This is a genomic window from Sulfitobacter sp. HNIBRBA3233 (genome assembly GCF_040149665.1).
GTDB lineage: Bacteria > Pseudomonadota > Alphaproteobacteria > Rhodobacterales > Rhodobacteraceae > Sulfitobacter > Sulfitobacter marinivivus.
On record NZ_JBEFLP010000001.1, the window covers coordinates 630,356 to 652,846 of the forward strand.

The following is a 22,491-nucleotide window of genomic DNA, read 5'->3' on the forward strand; positions in this document are numbered from 1 at the left end:
GACGAATCCGTGCGTTTGCCCAGATGCGGTCGAGAATCGCACAACTCTGACGGGTGCCGGGGTTGATATGTCATCCTCGGCGGGATGATTTTTCCGGAATTGGTCATATTTTCTATCCACTTGCCCCGAAACAGGGCCAACTGCGCAGAAGTGGGTATTTCAAATTCCACCGCGTTGGTTACCGTAGCAAATCTGGAACCGGCCATATCCCCCGCAAGAGGGGTGCATCGGCCAATCAACATCCCGGGAGGATATCATCTATGGATCGTCGTTCTTTTCTGAAGACATCTGCACTTGGCGGTACAGCAGCCGCCGCCACCACGCTGGCAGCCCCAGCCTATGCACAGGGCAAGCGCACCCTCACAATGGTCACATCCTGGCCCCGTGGTTTCGCCGTTCTCGATGACGCGGCCACCTATTTCAACAACATGGTCAACGAGATGTCTGACGGCAACCTGACCATCGAGAAAAAAGCCCCCGGCGAGCTTGTCGGTGCGTTCGAAGTGTTCGACGCCGTGTCGTCCGGTCAGGCCGACATCTACCACGCAGCCGACTACTACTTCATCGGCCAGCACCCCGGTTTTGCCTATTTTACTGCTGTTCCCTTCGGTGCCACGGCGCAGGAGCTGACAAACTGGTACCTGCACGGTGGCGGTCACGACCTGCACAACCAGCTGGGTGAAATCTTCAACATGAAGATGTTCCTCTGCGGCAACTCCGGTTCGCAGTCCGGTGGCTGGTTCCGCAACGAAATCGGCTCCGCGGCAGACTTCAACGGTCTGAAATTCCGGATGCCGGGCCTTGGCGGCAAGGTGCTGGGCAAGCTTGGCGCATCGGTCCAGAACATTCCCGGCGGCGAACTCTATCAGGCGCTGTCTTCGGGCGCGCTGGACGGTCTGGAGTGGGTCGGCCCCTTCGCCGACGAACGCGCGGGCTTCCAGGAAGTGGCGAAAGTCTACTACACCGCCGGTTTCCACGAGCCAGGTTCGGGTCTGACGGCTTCCGTCAACCTCGATGTGTTCAACGAACTGACACCTGCCCAGCAGAAGATCATCGAATACGCATCGATGGCCACAACCCACACCGGTCTGGCCGAAACGCTGGCCAACAACGGTGCGGCGCTGTCGCGTCTGCAGCAGCAGGGTGTGAAGACCATGCAGTTCCCCGACGACGTTTGGGATGCCTTTGGCGCCGCGTCGAAGGAAGTCATGGACGAAAACATGGACGACACCATGTTCGCCGACATCCGCGCCAGCTTTGAAGCATCGCTTCAGTCTTCGGCCGAGTGGCTGTCGAAGTCCGATGCCTTCTACGTCAACCAGCGTCAGCGGGTTCTGGGCCAGGGCTAAGCCCGCCGGAAACACATCACGAGGGGTCGCGCCGCAGCGCGGCCCCTGCATGCATCCGCACCCGGAAAAAGGGGCGGGCAAGTCGCATAAAAAGCAGCGGTCTGAACGCCGCGCAGCGGGGAGGGGATACCAATGGAAAATGACGTCACATGCGACGGCTTCTTTCGGGCCGCCGAAGGCGCCGATATCAGCTGTCTCGACAAGTTTCAGGACAGCGGATTGGTCCAGTTCGTTTTGGGCAACATCCTCGAATCCTTCTATAATTTCTTTGCCGCCATCCTGAATCCGGGCATGTGGCTGGACTGGTCGAACGGTGAGGCGCTGATGCGGTTCATCTACTACGGCGGCTCGGTCGAGTTTTTCTTCGTGTGTTTCACGGGCCTGTTGATCCTGACGGCGGTCGGCATCTGGAAGCGGCAGGTCATGTGGGCCTGTGTGCGCGGGCTGGAATGGTTCGCCAACGGCACCGGCAGGCTGTTTGCCTGGGCCGGTCTGATCATGGTGATCCAGCAGATCATCATCGTCTTCATGCAGCGGATTTTCACACGTCCCGACATCTCCTTCGGGTTCGGCATCCCGCTGCAGTTCGATATCAGCTGGTACGCCGAAGAGCTGAAGCTTTTCAACGCGTTGGTGGTCTGTCTTTGTGTCAGCTACACCTTCGTTCAGGGCGGGCACGTGCGGGTCGACCTGTTTTACGCCGGTGCCAAGTACCGCACCAAGCGGGTGATCGATATGTTCGGCGCGCTGTTCTTCATGATCCCCTTCGCGATCGTGACATGGCTTTACGGCTGGTTCTTCCTGTGGCGCCATCTGGTCACGCCGAACCCGTCGGCCTCCGACGGGCTGGAGCTTTTGCTGCGCAAGGCGCGCCTGCTGAAATGGAACGTCGAAACCATCGGTTTCTCGCCCAACGGGTTCAACGGGTATTTCCTGTTCAAGATCCTGCTGTGCGCGTTCTGCATCATGGTGATCCTGCAGGCGATTGCCGTCTTCTATCGGGCCTACTGCGAATTCGTGGAAGGGCCGGAATCAGAGAACAAGTACCTCGACCGCGACACGCTCGGCGAAGGTGAAGAAGCATACGAGGGAACACACTGATGTTTTTCGGGTTGGACGGGGTCGAAGTCGGCCTGATCATCGTTTTCGTCTGTCTTTTCGGGGGCATCCTGTCGGGTTTCCCAGTGGCCTTTGCCATCGGCGGGGCCGGTATGATCTCTTTCGGGATCATTGCCGCCATGGACAGCGCCGGGTTGCTGATCCACCAGGCCATCGACACGGGCAGCGCCGCTTACAGGGATCTCATCAATTCGGGCATCCGGGAGGACACGGTATCCGTGTTCCGATACCCGGATTTGCCGCGCATCGGTGAACCCGTGTTCCCGCAAGGCTGGGAAGTGGCGCTGGACCGCAACGTCAGCTTTATCGTGAACCGGATGAATGAACGGGTTCTCGCGGGCCAGTCGATCGAGACCCTGCTGGCGGTTCTGATGTTCGTCCTGATGGGCATCACGCTGGAGCGCTCCAAGATCGCGAACGACCTGCTGACCACCATGGCGCGTGTCTTTGGCCCGCTGCCCGGCGGTCTGGCTGTCTCCATCGTTGTTGTGGGCGCCTTCCTTGCCGCCTCGACAGGTATCGTCGGTGCGACCGTGGTGACCATGGGCCTGCTCGCGCTGCCCACCATGTTGCGACACAACTACTCGCCCGAGATCGCGACGGGCGTCATTGCGGCCTCCGGCACCTTGGGACAGATCATTCCCCCCTCTATCGTGATCGTTCTTCTGGGCACGCTGGCGGGCGATCTCTATTCCGCCGCGCAGGAGGCGCGGGCGACGGCTGCGGGATGTACCGATGCGCTGACCTATCTGGGCGAGCCTGCGGTTGTCTCTGTCGGCACGCTTTTCCAGGCGGCGCTGCTGCCGGGGATCATGCTGGCGCTGCTCTACGCGCTCTATGCCTTCGGCTACGCGCTTCTGAACCCCGACAAGGCACCGGCGGTGCCGATGGGTGCCACCAACGCCGAGCCGATCACGCGCTCGGAGGCGTTCACATGGTTCGTGGGCGCACCGGTTCTGATCATCGTCGGTACCATCGTGCTGGGCAATCTCGGCATGGTCGGCAGTCAGGATACCCGGATCTCGACCTTCTCGGACATCGGTGAAGCAGCAAGCCTGCGCACCAACGTCGGTCCCGAGTGTCAGGCCGCCATGATCGAATTGCACGGTCAGGACGCGTGGGACCGCGCGGTGGCCGAGCAGCAGGTGATCGAAGATGCGGGCGGGCTCGAACAGTCCGAGCGTCTGACCGAAGAGGAATACGCAGCCGCTCAAGCCGCGAAGATCGAGAATGCCGCCCCCATCGGGACCGGTATCGCGGTCCTTCTGATCCTGCTCAGCCTGATCCTGACGACTGCGCGGGGCGTGTCGCCGTCTGCCGACGGGCGTCCGCTCGTCATAGGCGGGATCGGCGTGGTACTGGCCGTACTGGTCGATATCATCCTGATCGGTCCGACCACATCGGCCGGCGTGACGGTTCTTCTGATGGTCATCCCCTTCGTGCTCATCATGTACGGGGTGGTCTATGCCACGAAACTCTGTGCGACGAACGAGCTGATCCGCGTGGTCTTCCCGCCGCTGGTTCTGATCGTGGCGGTCTTGGGCTCTATTCTGGGGGGTATCACCAACCCGACCCCGGCGGCGGCCCTCGGGGCGGGCGGTGCGATCATGCTTGCGGCCTACCGCAAGCTCAAGGATCTGGACCGTTCGCCCAAGGTTATCATCTGGAGCACACTGGCGATCATCGTCAGCATCCTCGTGGGCGTTAACTTTGATCTGCGGATCAACCAGGAAGAAGTCAGCTTCGAAAGCTGGGTCGCCTTCTTCTTTGCCTATGGTGCCTATCTCTACGCGCTGTTCGGGCTGCTGTTCTCCTGCTGGATCCTCTATGCCAACGGCGTTCTGTCGCCGGTGGTACGGGAGACGGCCAAGGTGACCTCGATGGTCTTTACCATCCTGATCGGTTCGCAGCTTCTGAACCTCGTGGTGATCTCCTTCGGGGGCGAGCATTACATCCAGCAGTTCCTGAAAAGCTTCGACAACGAGCTGACGGTCTTCCTGATCGTGATGCTTGTGCTTTTCGTGCTGGGTTTCGTTCTCGACTTCCTCGAGATCATCTACATCGTGGTGCCCATCGTCGGGCCGGTCATCTACGGCGGGTCGTTCGATCCGAAATGGGTGACGATCATGATCGCGGTCAACCTTCAGACCTCGTTCCTGACACCGCCCTTCGGCTTTGCGCTGTTCTACCTGCGCGGGGTGGCCCCACCAACCGTCACCACACGCCACATCTACCGTGGGATCGTGCCCTTCGTGCTGATCCAGGTGGCGGGGCTGGCGATCCTGTGGCTCTTCCCGTCGATCGTGACAATCGTGCCGGATCTGATCCCGAACTGATGTGCGGCAAAGGAAAATAAGAGGGCTCGCCGGAAACGGCGGGCCCTTTGGCTTTTGGGCCGCTGTTGACCGCTGGCAAGCTGAGCGGTGCCGCCCGCCGCGTGCAAAATACTGTTTGGCTCGGCCCTTGTAGCTTGCGGGCAGGCGATTAGGTCAGGTCGGCAAGGCGAGCGGAAAGGCCCTTCAAAATGAGTGCGATACTTCTGGTCGTTTTTGGCCTTCTTGGTCTGGTTTTCGGTGGCGAACTGCTCGTGCGCGGCGCGGTTTCGGCGGCCAAGTCATTCGGCATATCGCCGATGGTGATCGGCCTGACGCTGGTCGGCTTCGGAACCTCGACACCTGAACTGGTCACAAGCCTGCAAGCCGCGCTATCGGGGTCTTCCGGCATCGCGGTCGGGAACGTGGTCGGCAGCAACATCGGCAACGTGCTGTTGATCCTCGGGATTGCCGCGATGATTGCGCCCATCGCGGTTGACGCGAAAGCATTCCGCCGCGACGGCGCCGTGGTCGTGATCGCGACAGTGCTTTGCCTTGGCACGGTGCTTTTCGGAGAAATCGACCGGCTGATCGGTGCGGGATTCCTGCTGGCCCTGGCGGCGTATCTTGGCTTTACGCTCTGGTCCGAAACACGGGCAGGGGGAACACCTGCCGCCGCGGTCTACGAGAACGAGGCCGAGGCCGTGCCCGGCCCGGAAACATCGGTCCCGGTATCAATGCTGATCGCGGTCGCGGGGCTGGTAATCACCATAGTCGGTGCGCGCCTGCTTGTCTCCGGTGCGGTGTCGATTGCCGAGGCGGCGGGGCTTTCCGAAGCCGTTATCGGGCTTACGATCGTGGCGATCGGAACCTCGATGCCGGAACTGGTCACCTCTGTCATTGCGGTCCGCAAGGGCGAGGGCGAGGTCGCCCTTGGCAACGTTCTGGGGAGCAACATCTTCAACATTCTGGGCATCCTCGGCGTCACAGCACTGGTCCAGCCGATGGCGATCCCGGCTGAGATTGCGAACCTCGATGTGTGGGTGCTCTGTGCCACGACAGTGGTTCTGATCGCCTTCGCCCGGACCGGCTGGACGATCAGCAGGCGCGAGGGCGCACTCTTCGTTCTGGCCTATGCGGTCTATCTCGGTGTGCTTCTGACATAACAGAAGACCGGAGACCGAAGGTCTGCAGGGAAGCGCGGAACCGTTCTGCCGCCCGCGGGGGCTGAGTGCGCCTCAGCGGCTGATGTCGGGCAGGGAGATATTCGCGACCTGCTCGGCGATGGGATCGTTGCTGAGTGGGTGGCTGTCGGCGTCGAACTCTTCGGGGTTGCGGACGGGATGCCACGCGCCGCCCATATAGACCTCGAGCCCCGAGAATTTCGCCTTGTACCCCATCTTCTGGCTGCCCGGCACCCAGTAGCCGAGGTAGACATAGGGCAGACCCGCCTGGCGGGCGATCTCGACATGGTCGAGGATGATGTAATTGCCCAGCCCGTCACGGGGCCGGTCGGGGGCGTAGAAACTGTAGACCATGCTGACCCCGTCCGACAGGACATCGGTCAGGCAGACACCGACCAGCTCGTCGGTCTCGGGGTCCAGATATTCGACCACGCGGCTGCGGATCGGGGTTTCCTCGATCATGGCGGCGAATTCGAACACGTCCATATCCGCCATCCCGCCATCGGAATGGCGGCTGTCGAGGTACCGGCGGAAAAGGTCGTACTGGTCTTCGGTGGCCCATGGCGAAGAGGCACGGCGCGTCAGGCCCGCGTTGCGGCGCAGCGTCCGGCGCTGGCTTTTGGTCGGGGCAAAGCGGGACACATCGATGCGTGCGGACAGGCAGGCCGCGCATTCCGTACAGGACGGGCGGTAAAGCACATTCTGGCTGCGGCGGAAGCCCTGTGCCGACAGGCTATCGTTCAGCTTTTCGGCGTTTTCGCCCTGCAACGCGGTGAACAATTTCCGCTCCAGCCGACCCTCGAGGTAAGGGCAGGGTTGTGGCGCAGTTACATAGAACTGCGGCGCAATTGGGAGCGAGTGACGCATGGGTATATCCGTTCGGGTTCAAGGCAGGATAACGGTATAGCCGTTCGGGTTCAAAGCAGGATAACGCGCGAAATCGTCAGGGCAATCCCCATTTTCGGGGCCGACGGTACGTTACCTTCTGCGATTGAGCGCGACCGTGCCCATGACCAGATCGGTCAGCCCCTGACGGCGCTCGGTCGACAGCATCATCACAATGGATGCCAGTTGCGCCAGCGGCATCGCCACCGACAGGCTGTAGCCCAACGTGTGCAGCCCCGCGTGGGCCACGTCAAAGCGGCGGTCGTCGTGGGTGCGCAATTCGATCCCCATCAGCCACATTCCCCACGTGGCCGACCCGCGCGCCAGCGTCACCATGCGGTAGGCAAAACCCAGCAGCAGATAGAGCACCGGCAGGATGAACAATCCGGTCAAGGCCGTCAGCAGCACTGCGATCGCCGTCAGCAGGGCAGTCACGATCACATCGACGACCCACGCCAGCAGCCGCTTGAGCGGGACGCCGTCGTAGAAATCGGGGTGCTGTTCGGGATCGGGTGTCATCTGGTCCTCGCGGATAGGGGAATAAAAAATCGCGCCCCCCCGATATGGGAAGGCGCGCGTGTCGGGACAAGCCGCAATCAGGCTTCGGACGTTGTGGTGTTGCGCTTGGACCGCTCGTCCATGAAGGCGTCGAATTCGGACTGGTCCTTGGCGGCGCGGAGCCGTTCGAGGAAGGCCTCGAAATTCTCCTGCTCTTCTTCCAGACGGCGCAGCGTATCGGACTTGTAGGCGTCGAATGCGGCGTTGCCGGTCGGGCGGCTCATGTGGAAACTGCGGGCGGTGGTGCGCTTGGCGCAGCCGGACGATGAAAACATGCGTTTGCTCCAGATCATATAGGCCAGAAGGGCAAGCCCCACGGGCCAGAAAAAGATGAACCCCAGAACCATGACGGCGATCCACGCGCCTTTGCCGCGCGCGTCCAGCCAGTTCTCGGTCCGTGACAGCCAGCTCGGGCGTCCGGGGTAGGTGGTTGTTTCGTATGTGTTGGCCATATCGGTCCCCTGTCTCTTGCGTGACGGCGGGCGGAAGTGGGCGCGCCGATGAAAGGACGGTATGTTAATGCCTTTCACATCATGCAATTTGGGCATTCGCGCCGCGTTTACAAGAAAAAATGTGAAGGGTGTTTACATTATTTTCAAATGACCATGTATTTCAATGCGTTAAATTCAGAGTCGCAGGCGATAAAAGCCGTTGACCCCGCCGCGGCGGCGGGCCAGCCTGCGCAGACCATGACCGAAAAAACGCTCTCACAGCTGATCACCCGCACACCGCGCATCCCTGACGGGACGGGTAGCGACGTGGCGCTTGATGAATTCGCCGCCGACCTGCGCCCGCTTTTGGGGGCCGCGGCGGCCCTTGCGCCCTATCTAGCGGGGCTTCTGGCGAAAGAGGGCGCGTGGCTGAACGAAGCCGTCGAGGCGCCGCAGGCGGCATTGGCCGCCGAGATTGCGCGCACCGGCAGTCTGGCCCCGGAAGCGCTGGCCGCCGGATTGCGGCAGGGCAAGCGGCGCGTGGCGCTGCTGAGTGCCGTGGCCGATCTGGGCGGGGCGTGGTCGCTCGAACAGGTGACCGGCGCGCTGACCGATTACGCCGATGCCGCCTGTGCTGCGGCGCTGCAATCGGCCATCGCGGCGCTCATCCGGCGGGGCAAGCTGCCGGGCCTTTCCGAGGACGACATCGAAACCGCCGGGGGCATGACGGTTCTTGCCATGGGCAAGATGGGCGCAGGCGAGCTGAACTATTCCTCCGATATCGACCTGATTTGCCTCTTTGACGAAAACCGCTACGACATCAGCGACTTTCAGGAGGCCCGCGCGGGGCTGATAAAAGCGACCCGCCAGATGAGCGCGACGCTAAGCGAGATCACCGGCGAGGGATATGTGTTCCGGACCGATCTGCGGCTGCGCCCCGATCCCGCCGTCACGCCAGTCTGCATGGGCATCGAAGCGGCGGAGCGGTATTACGAAAGCCTTGGCCGCACATGGGAGCGTGCCGCCTACATCAAGGCGCGACCGGCCGCCGGCGACCGGTCCGTAGGCGAGGCTTTCCTCGAAACGCTGCGGCCCTTCGTCTGGCGCAGGCATCTCGATTTCGCGGCGATCCAGGATGCGCACGACATGCGGCTCGCGATTCGCAGCCACAAGGGGCTGGGCGGTCCGATCACCTTGCCGGGGCACAACATGAAATTGGGGCGCGGCGGCATCCGCGAGATCGAATTCTTCACCCAGACCCGCCAGTTGATCGCGGGCGGGCGCGACCCAGAACTGCGGGTGCGCCCCACCAAGCAGGCGCTTGCCACGCTCGCGCGCAAGGGGTGGGTGCCGCAGGCGGACGCTGATGTGCTGAGCGATCACTACACCTTCCACCGCACCGTCGAGCACCGCTTGCAGATGGTTCAGGACGCCCAGACCCACAGCCTGCCGCCGACGGACGAGGGCTTTGCCCGCATTGCCGCGATGATGGACATGGACGTGGCGGATTTCCGGCGCACGCTGACCGACCGGCTGAGCGCCGTTCACCAGCTGACCGAAGGCTTCTTTACCGCAGGGCCGCTGACCCGTCCGGCCCCTGCAATCCCCGACCACGCCTTTGATACCACGATCCTCGATCGCTGGCCGGGGTATCCGGCGCTCCGATCGACCCGCGCGTCCGAGATTTTCGAGCGGCTGAAGCCCGAGCTTTTGTCACGGCTGGCGCGGTCCGACCGCCCCGACGAGGCGCTGCTGGCCTTTGATCGGTTCCTCGCGGGGTTACCGGCAGGGGTGCAGCTGTTCTCGCTGTTGCGGTCCAACCCGCAACTGGCGGATCTGTTGATCCGGATCGTCACCGTATCACCGATGCTGGCGGAATATCTGTCGCGCAACGCGCAGGTCCTCGACGCGGTCATCGGGGGGGATTTCTTCTCGGACTGGCCCGAGGAGGCGGTTCTTGTCGCGGCCCTGCGCGAGCGGCTGGAAGCGCTGGACGATTATGAAAGCCAGCTCGACACCGCACGCGGCTGGTCGCGTGAATGGCACTTCCGCATCGGGGTGCATCTGTTGCAGGGACTGATCGACGCCGCCGAAGCGGGCCGCCAGTACGCCGATCTGGCGCGTGCTGTGCTGGTGGCGCTGAAACCCGTCGTGGAAGAGGAGTTCGCGCGCCGTCACGGGCCGCCACCGGGCGAGGGCGCCGTGATTCTCGGCATGGGGTCTTTGGGCGCGGCGCGTCTGACCGCGCAATCGGATCTGGATATGATCGTGATCTACGATCCGCGCGATGTGGAAACCTCCGACGGGCGCCGCCCGCTTGCCGCGAGGCTCTATTACGCGCGGCTGACGCAGGCGCTGATCACGGCACTGAGCGCGCCCATGGCACAGGGCCGGCTCTATGAGGTCGACCTGCGGCTCAGGCCGTCGGGAAATCAGGGCCCCGTGGCCACCAGCCTTGCGGCATTCGACAGCTACCAGCGCACGCAGGCATGGGTGTGGGAACATCTGGCGCTGAGCCGCGCGCGCGTGGTGGCGGGGCCTGCGCCCCTGAGCGGGCGTGTGGAAGAGCTGCGCACCGACATCCTGTCGGCGACCCGCGACCGCGATGCCATCCTGCGCGAGACCGCCGAAATGCGTGGCCGGATCGCCGCCGCGAAAGCGCCCGAAGGGCTGCTGGACGCCAAGATCGGGGCAGGGCGGTTGCAGGATATCGAGCTCTTCGCGCAGGCCGGCGCGCTTTTGGGCGCCTATTCCGATTGCGATGTCGCCGGCGGGATCACGGCGGCGGCGCGCGCGGGGCTGATCGGCACGCGTGACGCACAGACCCTGATCGGCGCCTATGAGGCGATCTGGGCCTTGCAGGCGGCCTCGCGCCTGATCTCTGCGCAGCCGCTACAGGCCGACACGCTGGGCGATGCCACGCAGGCCTTCCTGCTTCGCGTCATGAACAAGGCGTGCGAAACCGACATCGGATCCGATCTCGAGACGTATATGGGCGCGCTTTATGCCGATGCGGAAAGGATCATCAGCGCAGGTCTGAAAGGAGCGGAAGTGTCGTGAAAAAGGGAGACGCAAACGATCCCAAGGGGCTGATCCTGGAGGCGTTCCGGATCGAGGGCATCACGAAACCCGAATGCCGCTCGATATTCCTCGACTGGGCGCTCAGCCTGGGGTCCGACACCACGACCAAGGCCGCCATCGCGGCCCTTCTGGAGCGCTACGGCAGCGATCCCGACCATCCGATGACGCAGGTCTTGCAGGAGGGCCAGCACACCATCGCAACGCCCCGGCGCCGGGGCGGATGGCGCAGCCGCAAACGCGATTAGAGCGGTTTTCACAGCCCGTAAGGCGTCAATTACCTAAAAAACGTCTCTAGTTTCCCGAGATTTCGTCCAATTTGTGCCCCGATTGCGGAGCATTGAGAGGTTCTGTTTTGTTGATGGGTCACACGACCCCGGGAGAATCTGATGAAATCGATCAAACTCGCAGCGGCCCTCGGTCTTGGCATCGCGCTCAGCGCGTGTGGTGCATCGGATGTCGTGACACGTGACGCCCCGCTGTCCGGCGCGACCACCATTGCACCGGTCGCCTTTGCCGCCACACCGCCTGCCGACGCCGCACAGCAGATCGCGCAGCGCATCAACGTGGCGCAGATCAACATCAACGTGCCGCGCCGCCTGCGCGTCTCCGAGGCCAACATCTACTACCCGCTCAGCGATATCGTCTGGCGCGGGGACGTAATGGGCGACCGCTATAGCCAGATCACCGCGATCTTCGAGGATGCCTTTGCCAGCGGCACCGCGAAATTCGACGGACCCGTCCCCGTGATCGTCGAGGCCGAGATCGAGCGCTTTCACTCGCTGACCGAAAAGGCCCGCTATACCACTGGCGGCGTGCACAACATCATCTTCAAGCTGCAGCTGCGCGATGCCCGCACCGGCGCTCTTCTGTCCGCGCCGCGCCGGATCGAGGCGAGCCTGAAAGGTTTCGGCGGCAGCATGGCCATCGCGGCTGACGCCCGCGGCGAGACGCAGAAAGTGCGCATTACCCAGCACCTTGCAGGGGTTATCGCACAGGAACTCGTGCGGCCCGAAGGCTATACCGACGCTGCGGCGGGTTTCTTCGCGGCATCGGGCAATATCTGACCTTTCCCTTTACCGGGCGAGGGAGTAGGGAAGGGCGCTATGACAGCGCCCTTTTCAACATCTCCGCCCTATCCCGTCGTCCGGCTGATCCCGAAAGCAAATGCCCGTGCGATCCGCTTCGGTGCGCCGTGGGTTTACGCCAACGAACTTGTAACCGACCGGCGCACCCGCGCCCTTCCACCCGGCAGCTTTGCGACGCTCGAAGACAGCGCGCGCCAGCCGATGGGCGTGGTCACGGTGAACCCGAACTCCAAGATCATCGCCCGGATGATGGATCAGGACCCCGCCGCCGAGATCAATCAGGACTGGATCGAAACCCGCCTGCGCCGCGCCCTGGCGCTGCGCGAACGGGTGTTCGACGAACCCTTCTACCGCCTTGTGCACGCCGAAGGCGACGCCTTGCCCGGCGTTGTCATCGACCGCTTCGGTGACATCTGCGTGCTGCAACCCAACGCCGCATGGTCCGACGCCATGGCCGATACCATTGCAGCGGCAATCGTCGCGGTCACGGGCGTGAAGACCGTGCTGAAAAACGCCTCTGGCCGGACACGCTCGCTGGAAGGGCTGGACGCGCAGGACGCCACCCTGATCGGAGAGACCCCCGATGCGCCGGTGCCGGTGCGCATGAACGGTGCGACCTACATGGCCGACCTGACCGGCGGCCAGAAGACCGGTATTTTCTACGACCAGCGCCCCAATCACGCCTTTGCCGCCGGGCTGGCGCGCGGGCAATCCGTGCTGGATGTGTTCTCGCACGTGGGCGGCTTCGGCCTTGCGGCATTGGCACGGGGGGCCGAAAGCCTCGTGTGTGTGGATGGATCCGCCCCCGCGCTGGACCTGGCGCAGCAGGGCGGCAAAGCCATGGGAATGGCCGACCGGATGGAGACCCGCCAGGGCGATGCGTTCGATACGCTGACCGCCATGGCACAGGAGGATCGCCGTTTCGATGTGGTCATCTGCGATCCGCCCGCCTTCGCCCCGGCGAAACCGGCGCTGGAAGCGGGATTGCGCGCCTATGAGCGTATCGCGCGTCTGGCGGCACCCTTGGTGGCAGAGGGCGGAATCTTGGGCCTGTGTTCGTGTTCGCACGCGGCGGATCTGGCCCAGTTCCGCACCGCCTGCGTGCGTGGCATCGGGCGCGGCGGGCGCCGCGCGTCGCTGATCCACACCGGATTCGCCGGCCCGGACCACCCGCAACTGCCGCAGCTGGCGGAAACGGGCTATCTCAAGGCGCTGTTCTTCCAGCTATGAAGCTGCTTCTCGACGCCTGCGTGATCTATCCGACGGTCATGCGCGAGATGCTGTTGGGCGCGGCAAGGCAGGGTTTCTTCGAACCGCTCTGGTCCGAAAGGATCCTTGAGGAATGGGCACGCGCCGCCCGCAAGCTGGGACCGGGCGGAGAAGTGCAGGCGCGCGGCGAGGTGGCCCTTGCCGAGGCTGCGTTCCCCCGCGCACGTGTGCGCGCAGCGCCGGGGCTGGAGGCGCGGCTCTGGCTGCCGGATCCGAACGATATCCACGTGCTGGCCGCGGCCATCGCCGGCCATGCGGACGGCATCGTCACGCTGAACGCCAAGGATTTCCCGCGCGCCATCCTTGCCGAAGAGGGGCTCAGCCGCAGCGATCCCGATGCGCTTCTTCTGGGGTTTTTCGAGGCGCGGCCCGAAGCGATGGAAGCAGTTGCCGAAAGCGTTCTGGCCGAAGCGCGCAGATTGTCCGCAGAGGACTGGACCTTGCGCGCGTTGATGAAAAAGGCGCGGCTGCCCCGGCTGGGCAAGGCGCTGACACACTCCTGAAGCGTCACTTCAAGAGTGCTGCGCAAGCTGCTCAATTACTGATCCCATTTCGATTGAAGGGTCGCAAGCGCGGCAATCCTGTCGTCGGTTTTCGGGTGGCTCATCAACCACGCGGGGGGCTTGCCGCCACCCGATTGTGTCAGCGCATCGAGCTTCTTGAACATGGAAATCTGCGGCGCCACGCCGATCCCCGCCTTGGTCAGCAGCGCCGCCGCATAGGCGTCGGCCTCGTACTCGTCGCTGCGTGACAGCTTCGCCGCCAGCAGGGTCGCCAGCGTATTGGCGATCCAGATGCCCAAACCGGGAATGAAACGGCTCAGCACCATGCCCAGCGCCGCGCGCATGGCGTTCTGGCCGGAGAAATCGATCATACGCCGGCGCGCGTGCCCCAAGGCCACATGGCCAAGCTCATGCGCGATAACCGAGGCAAGCTCTTCCGCCGTCACCTCGCCCGAGCGGAATTTGTTGTAAAACCCGCGCGTGATAAAGATACGCCCGTCCGGCGCGGCAAGTCCGTTCACAGGATCGATTTCGTATATGTGCACCTTGATCCGTGGCAGATCCAGCGCACGGGCCATGCGCTTGCTGACCTCCACGAGCTTCGGATCGGCAAGTTCGGTCGATTTCTCGTTCAGTTCGCGGCCCGTCCGCCAGACCGAAAACCGGTACATGGCCAGACCGTACAGAACGGCAAGAAGGATGGGCAGGACTTTTATCATATGTCCAATATGGGGGTCGCGCGCCCGCCCGCAAGGCAGATTTGACGGTGCGGTTGTCGCACCACGCACGGCAAGCGGGCACGAAAAAAGGGCCGCATGATGCGGCCCTCGTACTCGTTACTGAAAAAAGGGTCAGACCAGCTTGGCGTCCATTGTGATCTCGGCGGTCAGAAGCTTCGAGATCGGGCAGTTTTCCTTGGCGGTCTTGGAGGCCTCGGCGAATTGCTCTTCGGTGGCGTTCGGGATTTTCGCGGTGACATCAAGGTGAACCTTGGTCACGGCGAAACCGCCGTCTTTCTCTTCCAGATGCACGGTTGCCTTGGTGTCGATGTCATCCGCGACCAGATCGTGACCTTCGAGGATCATCGACAGCGCCATGGAGAAACACGACGCATGGGCCGCGCCGATCAGCTCTTCGGGGTTGGTGCCTTTGCCGTCTTCGAAACGTGTGTTGAAGCCGTAGGGCTGTTCGTTCAGCACGCCCGTTTGCGTGGAAACAGTGCCTTTGCCCTTCTTGAGGTTGCCGGTCCAGTGGGCTGTGCCAAAATTCTTGATAGCCATCGTAAAGCTCCTTTGTTCATTCGCGTCAGTAACCAAACGCACGAGAGGGAAGAAGGTTCACTATCGTGCGCGATTAAATCGTGCGATATATAATATTCGGGCGCAGGTCAATCGCTTGCGAAAAGATCGCACGCGATTTATTGCTGCTTGAGCAAGGCGGAGGCCACCGTGAAAGAAGATACACTCAATCCCGAAGCGATGCTGTGTTTCGATGTCTATACGCTTCAGCAGGCGTTCGGGCGGCTTTACAAGCCGCTGCTGGATCCGCTTGGCCTGACCTATCCGCAGTACCTTGTCATGGTGGTCCTGTGGGAAGGTGACGCGCTGCCGGTTACGGCAATCGGCGGACGCATCGGTTTGGATTCGAGCACCCTGACACCGCTGGTCAAGCGGCTGGAGCAGGCGGGGCTTGTCACCCGCACACGCGACAGCGAGGACGAGCGGCGGGTCATCGTCAAGCTGACAGAGGCGGGCAGGGCGCTGCGCCTGAAGGCATCGGATATTCCCGCCTGCGTCGAGGCGGCTACCGGTCTGGATCGCCGTGCGATCGCGGACCTGCGTGCGCAGCTTGCACGGCTGCGCCACGCCATCACTAGCGCGTAAGCGCCTTCATCCCGCGGCTCAGCCCTTCGAGGGTCATGGGCACCATGTGCTCCTTGCCGAAGATTTCCTGCACCATGGTGATGGACTGGGTGTAGGGCCAGTATTTTTCCGGAATCGGGTTGATCCAGAGGTTGGATTTCCACTGCTCGCGCGCGCGGTTGAGCCAGACCGAACCGGCCTCTGGGTTCCAGTGCTCGTTCGCGCCACCCGGGTAGGCGATCTCGTAGGGGGACATGGAGGCGTCCCCGACAAAGATGCAGCGATAATCCGGCCCGTAGGTGCGCAAGACCTCGTGGGTGGGCGTCTGGGCATCCCACCGGCGCCGGTTGTCGCGCCAGACGCCTTCGTAAAGGCAGTTATGGAAGTAGAAATACTCAAGATGCTTGAACTCGGCCCGCGCCGCCGAAAACAGCTCTTCCACGACCTTGATGTGCGGATCCATCGATCCGCCCACGTCGAGAAACAGCAGCACCTTCACGGCATTGCGCCGCTCGGGGCGGGTTTTCACGTCCAGATAGCCTTGTTCGGCCGTGGACCGGATGGTGCCGCCCAGATCCAGCTCTTCGTTGGCGCCGTCACGGGCCCAGCGGCGCAGGCGTTTGAGCGCGACCTTGATGTTGCGCGTGCCCAATTCGACCGTATCGTCGAGGTTGCGGAACTCGCGCTTGTCCCAGACCTTGACCGCCTTTTGGTGGCGGCTTTCGTCCTGTCCGATGCGCACGCCCTCGGGATTGTAGCCGTATGCCCCGAAGGGCGAGGTGCCACCTGTACCGATCCACTTGCTGCCACCCTGGTGGCGTTTCTTCTGCTCCTCGAGCCGCTTTTTCAGCGTCTCCATCAGCTTGTCGAAGCCGCCCATCGCCTCGATCTCGGCTTTCTCTTCCGGCGTCAGATGCTTTTCCGACATCTTTTCCAGCCACTCGCGCGGGATTTCGACCGCTTCGAGGACTTCTTCGGCGGTGATGTTTTCCAGCCCAGAGAAGGTCGCGGCGAAGGCGCGGTCGAACTTGTCGATATTGCGCTCGTCCTTCACCATCGACACGCGGGCGAGGTAATAGAAAGCGTCGACATCGTAGGTGGTCAGGCCCGCGCTCATCCCGTCGAGAAAGGCGAGGAATTCGCGCATCGACACCGGCACCTTGTGGGCGCGTAGCTGTTCGAAGAAGGGCAGGAACATCCTAGAAGACCATCCGGTCGATGATGACAGTGGCGAACATGCCAAGGATCGCGAAGGCGAGTGCGTATCCCGCGGCATATTGCGCGATGTCCTTGCGGTTGCCGCGGCGTTTGCGCGCGGTCAGCCCGCCGATGATGGCCCCCAGTATGGCCAAACCGATTACGATCATGAAAGCGCCCCCAAATTACGGTCGGTGGGCTATCCTTTCAGCGGGTTGAGCGCCGCGATCTCGCGCAGCTTGGCCCGCACAGCCCAGTCGGAACCGAACCCGTACCGCGCCCAACCCAGACTGTCCAGACGGACGGCCTCTGCCTCGGCAGGACGGTTTTCAAGGTCCAGCGCCTCGGCACGTAGCAGCAGAAGCGTCGAAAGCAATGCGGCGTTCTCGTTCTGGCGGGCGGTTTCGATGTGCGGCCCGACAAGCGACAGCGCCTGCGCGCCTTCCCCCTGCGAGATCGCGTGGGCGGCAAGCTGTGTCGCCACATAGGCGCGGTGCAGGCTGGTCCCGGGTGTCGCGGCATAATAGCGGTTCGCGATGGCGTATTGTTCCTGCGCGGCAGCGCGGTCCTCACGTTGCAGAACCCGGCCCATGGCATAATGGGCAAAGGCGCGCCGCTGGTCGGTCCAGCCCATGTCCTGCGCGATCAAGAGCGCCTTTTGCGCGCCGCGCATCCGCTCGGCGCGGGTTGAAGAGGGGCCGAGCGCATCCTCGATCGCCTGTTTCCACGGCTGCGGCGTGCGGGTGGCATAGCGTGCCGGTGCCGTCTCGCCGCGCGGATTGATTTCGCGCAGGATGTGGGGAAGCGTCGCCGCGACCTGTCCGCGCGACATGCCGTTGTGCAGCTTCGGAGAATAGTAGGTGCGCAGCATCAGCATGTCGAAGCCCGTGAGCACCGTGTGGACATTGTCATCGTTGAAGACGGAATCGGGCAGACGGTAGAGATCGTTGAGTGGTCCCAGCGCCTGCGCCAGTTCCTCGTGCAGACAGTCGCGGACCTCCTGCGGGCTCACGTCGTTGGGCAGGAAGATCGCCAGCCGCTTGCGTTCGCGCAGGGACGACCAGTTGGTTTTCTGCTTGCGACGCGCCTTGCGGTATTCGTCCAGCGTGCTGACGTTGGGGGCCACGAAACAGGCGGCCTGTGGCAGCAGGCTGCGGATTTCGCGCTGGCTGACGGCATTGATGGTGATATGGGCCCGCGCGCGGCTTGTCTGGGTAATGTCGATCCGGGCCTCGCGGCGCAAACGGTCCAGCAGCCGGCGCAGATCTGGCTGAAGCGATGCGGGTTGATCCCCACGGACGGCAACGGTGATCGGCCCTTCGAAACGGGTGAACACCGGCAGATCGCGACCGCTTTCAAGTTTGAAGGACAACTCGATGAAATCGAGCGCAAGATCGTTGTTGGCACGCAGCGGTCCCGTCGGAATGCTGGGGGCGAAGACCTTGACCGGCGGAAGGACACTGTCGGTGATGTTCATCTGGCGCGAGACATGGCCTTCGGAGGCCGGCGTACAGGCGTTCAGGGCCATGGCCAGAACCAGCCAGAGACGCGCCTTCACAGAGCACCGCCGGTCTGAGACGCAGCTTGGGAGGCGATCGGAAAACGCACTCGGAATATGCGCACCGGTGATGCGGAATTGATGGTCATTGTCTGCCTGCCTGCCCTTGGTGCGCTTCGATTGAAGGTCTTGTCCCCTCTCAACCTGTTCTCGGTAGGGAGCAATTGAGGCAAAATAGTGGCAAATTCCCGTAATCGGGGCATCGCCCGGGGGCGGGATACTCAAAAGCCACAAATTTGTGCGCTGAAATTGTGTTGATATATCAAAGACTAATGCTGGCGATTCGGCCGGTGCGCGCGCTGCGGCCCGCGCGCACCGGCCCGTGGCCTAGCGACCGGAGCGCGCCATGAAAGCAAGCCGCTCGAACAGGTGCACGTCCTGTTCATTCTTCAAAAGCGCGCCATGCAGTTTCGGCAGGGCGCTCTTGCCGTCCGATTTCAGATCGGCGGCATCCATGTCTTCGGCCAGAAGCAGCTTCAGCCAGTCGATCACTTCGGAGGTCGAGGGTTTCTTCTTCAGACCCTGCTGGTCGCGGATCTCGTAGAACTGGGTCAGGGCGGTGGTCAGCAGGTCCTGCTTGATGCCCGGATGGTGGACTTCGACGATCTGCTTGAGCGTGTCCATTTCCGGAAACTGGATGTAGTGGAAGAAACACCGCCGCAGGAAGGCGTCGGGCAATTCTTTCTCGTTGTTGGAGGTGATGATCACGATGGGGCGCGTCTTGGCCTTGATCGTCTCGCCGGTCTCGTAGACGTAGAACTCCATCTTGTCGAGTTCCTGCAAGAGATCGTTCGGGAACTCGATGTCGGCCTTGTCGATCTCGTCGATCAGCAGAACGACCTTCTCGTCGGCCTCGAATGCCTCCCACAGCTTGCCCTTGCGGATGTAGTTCTTGACGTCGTGCACGCGCTCTTCACCGAGCTGGCTGTCGCGCAGGCGGCTGACGGCGTCGTATTCATAGAGACCCTGTTGCGCGCGGGTGGTGGATTTGATGTTCCACTCGATCATCGGCAGTCCCAGCGCTTCGGATACCTGCTTGGCAAGCTCGGTTTTGCCGGTGCCGGGCTCGCCCTTCACAAGCAGCGGTCGCTCCAGCTGCACTGCGGCATTCACCGCGATCTTGAGGTCCTCTGTCGCGACATAATCCGCGGTTCCCTGGAATTTCATTTCACTCAACCTTTTCACGCAAGTTCCTTTGGGGGCTTGGTTAACCACGATAGCGCATGATTGTGTAGTGACAATTGACGGCACGTCCTATAGACGCTGCCGCAGGGGACAGTGACGAGGGAGCGCGCCACTATGAACATGGTGAAATCCGTTGAGGGGACGACACAAATGAAGCAGGAACAGTTTTTGTCCGACGACTATAGGCCCGCCGAAGACGAGCCTTTCATGAACGATCGCCAGCTGGAATATTTCCGCCGCAAGCTGCTCGACTGGAAGGCCGAACTGCTCGCCGGAAGCCGTGATACCATTGAGACACTGCAGGACGGGACGCGCAACATTCCCGATGTCACCGACCGCGCGTCGGAAGAAACCGATCGCGCGCTCGAACTGCGCACCCGTGACCGCGCCCGCAAGCTGGTGGGCAAGATCGACGCCGCCCTGCGCCGGATCGACGATGGTGAATTCGGTTACTGCTCGGTGACCGGTGATCCGATCTCGCTCAAGCGGCTTGACGCACGGCCCATCGCGACGATGAGCCTTGAGGCGCAGGAACGCCACGAGCGCCGCGAGAAGGTCCACCGCGACGACTGAATCCGGCCCGACCGGAGCAAGATGAACAGGAACGACGCCGTGGCAACCGCTGCGGCGTTTTCGCATCCGAAAGGCTAAGGATGGCTATCAGAAATGCGATCGTGATCGGTGCGGGGATCGGCGGGCTCTGCGTGGCCACGGCCCTGGCCCGGCGCGGTGTTGCGGTGACGGTTCTGGAACGGGCAGACGCCATCCGCGAAGTCGGCGCAGGCCTTCAGATCAGCCCTAACGGGCTGGCCGTTCTGCGGGATCTGGGGCTGGAGCGCCGTCTGCGCGCGCGCGGCGCCGTGCAGGGAGAGGCGGTCGTCCTGAAAGCCCACGATCGCGGCGGCGACGTCGCCCGACTGGATCTGACGCGATTGCCGCAGACGCAAAGCTATCTTTTTGTCCACAGGGCCGATCTGGTCGATACGCTGGCCACGGCGGCGCGGGAGGCGAATGTGACCCTGTCGCTGGGGAGTGCTGTCAGCTCCGTCGAGCCGGGGCAGACACCCGCGCTGACGCTGGGGGACGGCAGCCGTCTGCGGGCCGAAGTGATCATCGGAGCCGATGGCATCCATTCGCGCAGCCGCGTGGCGCTGAATGGCGCCGATGCGCCTTTCTTTACTGGGCAGGTCGCATGGCGGGCCACGGTGCCCAACATCGTGGATCACGGACCGGAGGCCTGCGTGACCATGGGCCCGCGCCGCCATCTGGTCAGCTATCCGCTGCGCGACGGCAAGCTGGTCAACCTCGTTGCCGTCGAAGAACGCGATGACTGGGCGGACGAGGGATGGTCGCTGCCGGATGATCCGGCGCATCTGCGCGCAGCTTTCGACAGCTACGGCGGGCGCGCACGGGCGCTGATCGACGCGGTCGAGGCGCCGACGCTGTGGGGGCTGCACCGGCATCCCGTCGCAAGCTGCTGGCAGCAGGACGGCGTGGCGTTGCTCGGGGATGCGGCGCATCCCACGCTGCCGTTCCTTGCGCAGGGCGCGAACCTCGCGCTCGAGGATGGCTGGGCGCTGGCCGCCGCGCTGGCGGCGCGGGGCACCGACGGGCTTGCCGCCTATGAGGCCGCGCGGCAGCCGCGGGTGCGGCGCGTGATCCGGGCCGCCGAACGTAACGCTTGGCGCTACCATCTGCGGCCCGGCCCGCTGCGCTTTGCCGCGCACCGCGCCCTTGCCCTTGGCAGCCGCGTCGCGCCCGGACGGATGCTGGGCGCGTTCGACTGGCTCTATGGTTATGACGTCACGCGCGAGGGGTGACGGCGAGGGGCGGCTCCTCGCTGGTCTGCGACCGCTCCTCGCCGCTCAGCCCGCGCGCTGCACCATTCCGAACAGGTCACGCGGATCGTCCGGATCGGCCAGCATGTCGAGCGGCTGGAAGAAATCCGTCCCCTTGATCGCGTCGCGCACGTAGACCAGCGCCGAGAAATCCTCGATCGCGAAACCTACGCTGTCGAAGAGCGTGATCTGCTTGGCATCGCGCCGCCCGGCCGCCTCGCCGGTTGCGACCTGCCACAGTTCGGTGACCGGGTGATCCGCGTCGAGCTGCTGGATCTCGCCCTCGATCCGGGTCTGTTCGGGATACTCCACGAAAATCTCCGACCGGTGCAGGATAGCAGGTGCCAGTTCGGTCTTGCCCGGGCAGTCGCCACCGATGGCGTTGATATGCACGCCGCTGCCGACCATGTTGTCGGTCAGGATCGTCGCGTACTGCTTGTCCGCCGTGCAGGTGGTGATGATCTGCGCGCCGAGGATCGCCTCCTCCGCCGTGTCACAGGCCACCACGCGCAGACCGGATCCTTCGAGGTTGGCCTTGCACTTTGCCGTGGCCGCCGGATCGATGTCGTAAAGGCGGACCTCTTCGATCCCCACGATGGCCTTCATCGCGAGGCTCTGGAACTCCGACTGGGCGCCATTCCCGATCATCGCCATGACGCGCGAGCCTTCGGGGGCGAGCATCCTGGCCACGAAGGCCGAAGTCGCGGCCGTGCGCAGCGCCGTCAGGATCGTCATTTCCGAAAACAGCACCGGATAGCCCGTCGCCACATCCGACAGGAGGCCAAAGGCCGTCACGGTCTGCAATCCGCCCTTGGTATTGCCGGGATGGCCGTTGACGTATTTGAAGCCGTAGACATCCCCGTCCGACGTGGGCATCAGTTCGATCACGCCGACATCCGAGTGCGACGCGACGCGCGGGGTCTTGTCGAACAGCGGCCAGCGTTTGAAATCGGTCTCTATCCGCTCGGCAAGGCCGCGCAGCATCTCTTCGATCCCGATATGGTGGATCAGCTGCATCATGTGATCGACGCTGACGAAGGGCACGAGTGCTTTTTGCGATGGTTGTGTCATGGTC

Annotated in this window: 22 protein-coding genes; 12 read left to right on the plus strand and 10 right to left on the minus strand. The window is 63.1% G+C overall.

Annotated features, from left to right (window positions below):
• Positions 1–260 precede the first annotated feature (260 nt).
• The 4 genes from ABMC89_RS03105 (at position 261) to ABMC89_RS03120 (ending at position 5,946) form a co-directional block, all read left to right on the plus strand.
• Positions 261–1,349: a TRAP transporter substrate-binding protein gene (locus tag ABMC89_RS03105; RefSeq protein ID WP_349565082.1), complete on the plus strand. Its 1,089-nt coding sequence runs from the start codon at positions 261–263 to the stop codon at positions 1,347–1,349.
• 132 nt (positions 1,350–1,481) lie between these two features.
• Positions 1,482–2,450: a TRAP transporter small permease subunit gene (locus ABMC89_RS03110; RefSeq protein ID WP_349565084.1), complete on the plus strand. Its 969-nt coding sequence runs from the start codon at positions 1,482–1,484 to the stop codon at positions 2,448–2,450.
• A complete protein-coding gene (locus ABMC89_RS03115) occupies positions 2,450–4,804 on the plus strand; it encodes a TRAP transporter large permease (protein ID WP_349565086.1) in 2,355 nt (784 codons plus the stop codon). Before ABMC89_RS03110 ends, ABMC89_RS03115 begins: the two co-directional genes overlap by 1 nt.
• A gap of 188 nt (positions 4,805–4,992) precedes the next feature.
• The gene (locus ABMC89_RS03120) at positions 4,993–5,946 is read left to right on the plus strand and encodes a calcium/sodium antiporter (protein WP_349565088.1); all 954 of its coding nucleotides are present in this window, start codon (positions 4,993–4,995) and stop codon (positions 5,944–5,946) included.
• A gap of 72 nt (positions 5,947–6,018) precedes the next feature.
• Here ABMC89_RS03120 and ABMC89_RS03125 read toward each other — a convergent pair whose 3' ends face one another.
• The 3 genes from ABMC89_RS03125 to ABMC89_RS03135 all read right to left on the minus strand — a co-directional run bounded on the left by ABMC89_RS03125 (position 6,019) and on the right by ABMC89_RS03135 (position 7,859).
• A complete protein-coding gene (locus tag ABMC89_RS03125; RefSeq protein WP_349565090.1) occupies positions 6,019–6,831 on the minus strand; it encodes an arginyltransferase in 813 nt (270 codons plus the stop codon).
• Positions 6,832–6,942: 111 nt separating this feature from the next.
• Positions 6,943–7,368 carry an RDD family protein gene (locus ABMC89_RS03130; RefSeq protein WP_349565092.1) on the minus strand — a complete coding sequence of 142 codons (426 nt, stop codon included), beginning with the start codon at positions 7,366–7,368 and terminating at the stop codon, positions 6,943–6,945.
• A gap of 77 nt (positions 7,369–7,445) precedes the next feature.
• Positions 7,446–7,859 carry a DUF2852 domain-containing protein gene (locus ABMC89_RS03135; protein WP_349565094.1) on the minus strand — a complete coding sequence of 138 codons (414 nt, stop codon included), beginning with the start codon at positions 7,857–7,859 and terminating at the stop codon, positions 7,446–7,448.
• A gap of 237 nt (positions 7,860–8,096) precedes the next feature.
• Here ABMC89_RS03135 and ABMC89_RS03140 point away from each other — a divergent pair, with 237 nt between their 5' ends.
• From ABMC89_RS03140 to ABMC89_RS03160, 5 genes are all read left to right on the plus strand, one after another.
• Complete coding sequence (locus tag ABMC89_RS03140) at positions 8,097–10,898, plus strand: [protein-PII] uridylyltransferase family protein (protein ID WP_349565096.1); 2,802 nt, start codon at positions 8,097–8,099, stop codon at positions 10,896–10,898.
• The gene (locus tag ABMC89_RS03145) at positions 10,895–11,164 is read left to right on the plus strand and encodes a hypothetical protein (protein WP_349565098.1); all 270 of its coding nucleotides are present in this window, start codon (positions 10,895–10,897) and stop codon (positions 11,162–11,164) included. Before ABMC89_RS03140 ends, ABMC89_RS03145 begins: the two co-directional genes overlap by 4 nt.
• Before the next feature lie 141 nt (positions 11,165–11,305).
• Positions 11,306–11,983 (plus strand): DUF6778 family protein, encoded by a 678-nt coding sequence (locus tag ABMC89_RS03150; protein WP_349565100.1) that lies wholly within the window; start codon positions 11,306–11,308, stop codon positions 11,981–11,983.
• Positions 11,984–12,022: 39 nt separating this feature from the next.
• Positions 12,023–13,234 carry an RSP_2647 family RNA methyltransferase gene (locus ABMC89_RS03155; protein ID WP_349565102.1) on the plus strand — a complete coding sequence of 404 codons (1,212 nt, stop codon included), beginning with the start codon at positions 12,023–12,025 and terminating at the stop codon, positions 13,232–13,234.
• Positions 13,231–13,776: an RSP_2648 family PIN domain-containing protein gene (locus tag ABMC89_RS03160; RefSeq protein ID WP_349565104.1), complete on the plus strand. Its 546-nt coding sequence runs from the start codon at positions 13,231–13,233 to the stop codon at positions 13,774–13,776. The genes ABMC89_RS03155 and ABMC89_RS03160 overlap by 4 nt, the downstream gene beginning before the upstream one ends.
• Positions 13,777–13,811: 35 nt before the next feature.
• Here the strand turns inward: ABMC89_RS03160 and ABMC89_RS03165 are convergent, their stop codons facing one another.
• A complete protein-coding gene (locus ABMC89_RS03165; RefSeq protein WP_349565106.1) occupies positions 13,812–14,495 on the minus strand; it encodes a M48 family metalloprotease in 684 nt (227 codons plus the stop codon).
• 132 nt (positions 14,496–14,627) lie between these two features.
• Positions 14,628–15,056, minus strand: a complete 429-nt coding sequence (locus ABMC89_RS03170) for an OsmC family protein (RefSeq protein WP_349565108.1) — start codon at positions 15,054–15,056, stop codon at positions 14,628–14,630.
• Between the two features lie 168 nt (positions 15,057–15,224).
• Between ABMC89_RS03170 and ABMC89_RS03175 the strand changes: the two genes are divergently transcribed.
• Positions 15,225–15,659: a MarR family winged helix-turn-helix transcriptional regulator gene (locus ABMC89_RS03175; RefSeq protein ID WP_349565110.1), complete on the plus strand. Its 435-nt coding sequence runs from the start codon at positions 15,225–15,227 to the stop codon at positions 15,657–15,659.
• Here ABMC89_RS03175 and ABMC89_RS03180 read toward each other — a convergent pair.
• The 4 genes from ABMC89_RS03180 to ABMC89_RS03195 form a co-directional block, all read right to left on the minus strand.
• Positions 15,649–16,836, minus strand: coding sequence for a vWA domain-containing protein (locus ABMC89_RS03180; protein ID WP_349565112.1), 1,188 nt, complete (start codon positions 16,834–16,836; stop codon positions 15,649–15,651). The two genes, ABMC89_RS03175 and ABMC89_RS03180, sit on opposite strands and share 11 nt — an antisense overlap.
• A gap of 1 nt (position 16,837) precedes the next feature.
• On the minus strand, positions 16,838–17,005 hold the full coding sequence (locus ABMC89_RS03185; protein WP_349565114.1) for an apolipoprotein acyltransferase: 168 nt from the start codon (positions 17,003–17,005) through the stop codon (positions 16,838–16,840).
• Positions 17,006–17,034: 29 nt separating this feature from the next.
• Entirely contained in the window at positions 17,035–18,393 is a 1,359-nt protein-coding gene (locus tag ABMC89_RS03190; protein ID WP_349565116.1) for a DUF2927 domain-containing protein, read from the minus strand.
• Positions 18,394–18,720: 327 nt separating this feature from the next.
• Entirely contained in the window at positions 18,721–19,560 is an 840-nt protein-coding gene (locus ABMC89_RS03195; protein WP_349565118.1) for an AAA family ATPase, read from the minus strand.
• A gap of 168 nt (positions 19,561–19,728) precedes the next feature.
• On the opposite strand from ABMC89_RS03195, the gene dksA reads away from it, so the two are divergent.
• Positions 19,729–20,151: an RNA polymerase-binding protein DksA gene (dksA, locus tag ABMC89_RS03200; protein ID WP_349565120.1), complete on the plus strand. Its 423-nt coding sequence runs from the start codon at positions 19,729–19,731 to the stop codon at positions 20,149–20,151.
• An 80-nt stretch (positions 20,152–20,231) separates the two neighbouring features.
• On the plus strand, positions 20,232–21,398 hold the full coding sequence (locus ABMC89_RS03205) for an FAD-dependent monooxygenase (protein ID WP_349565122.1): 1,167 nt from the start codon (positions 20,232–20,234) through the stop codon (positions 21,396–21,398).
• Between the two features lie 45 nt (positions 21,399–21,443).
• Here ABMC89_RS03205 and ocd read toward each other — a convergent pair whose 3' ends face one another.
• Positions 21,444–22,487, minus strand: coding sequence for an ornithine cyclodeaminase (gene ocd / locus ABMC89_RS03210; protein ID WP_349565124.1), 1,044 nt, complete (start codon positions 22,485–22,487; stop codon positions 21,444–21,446).
• Positions 22,488–22,491: the final 4 nt, after the last annotated feature.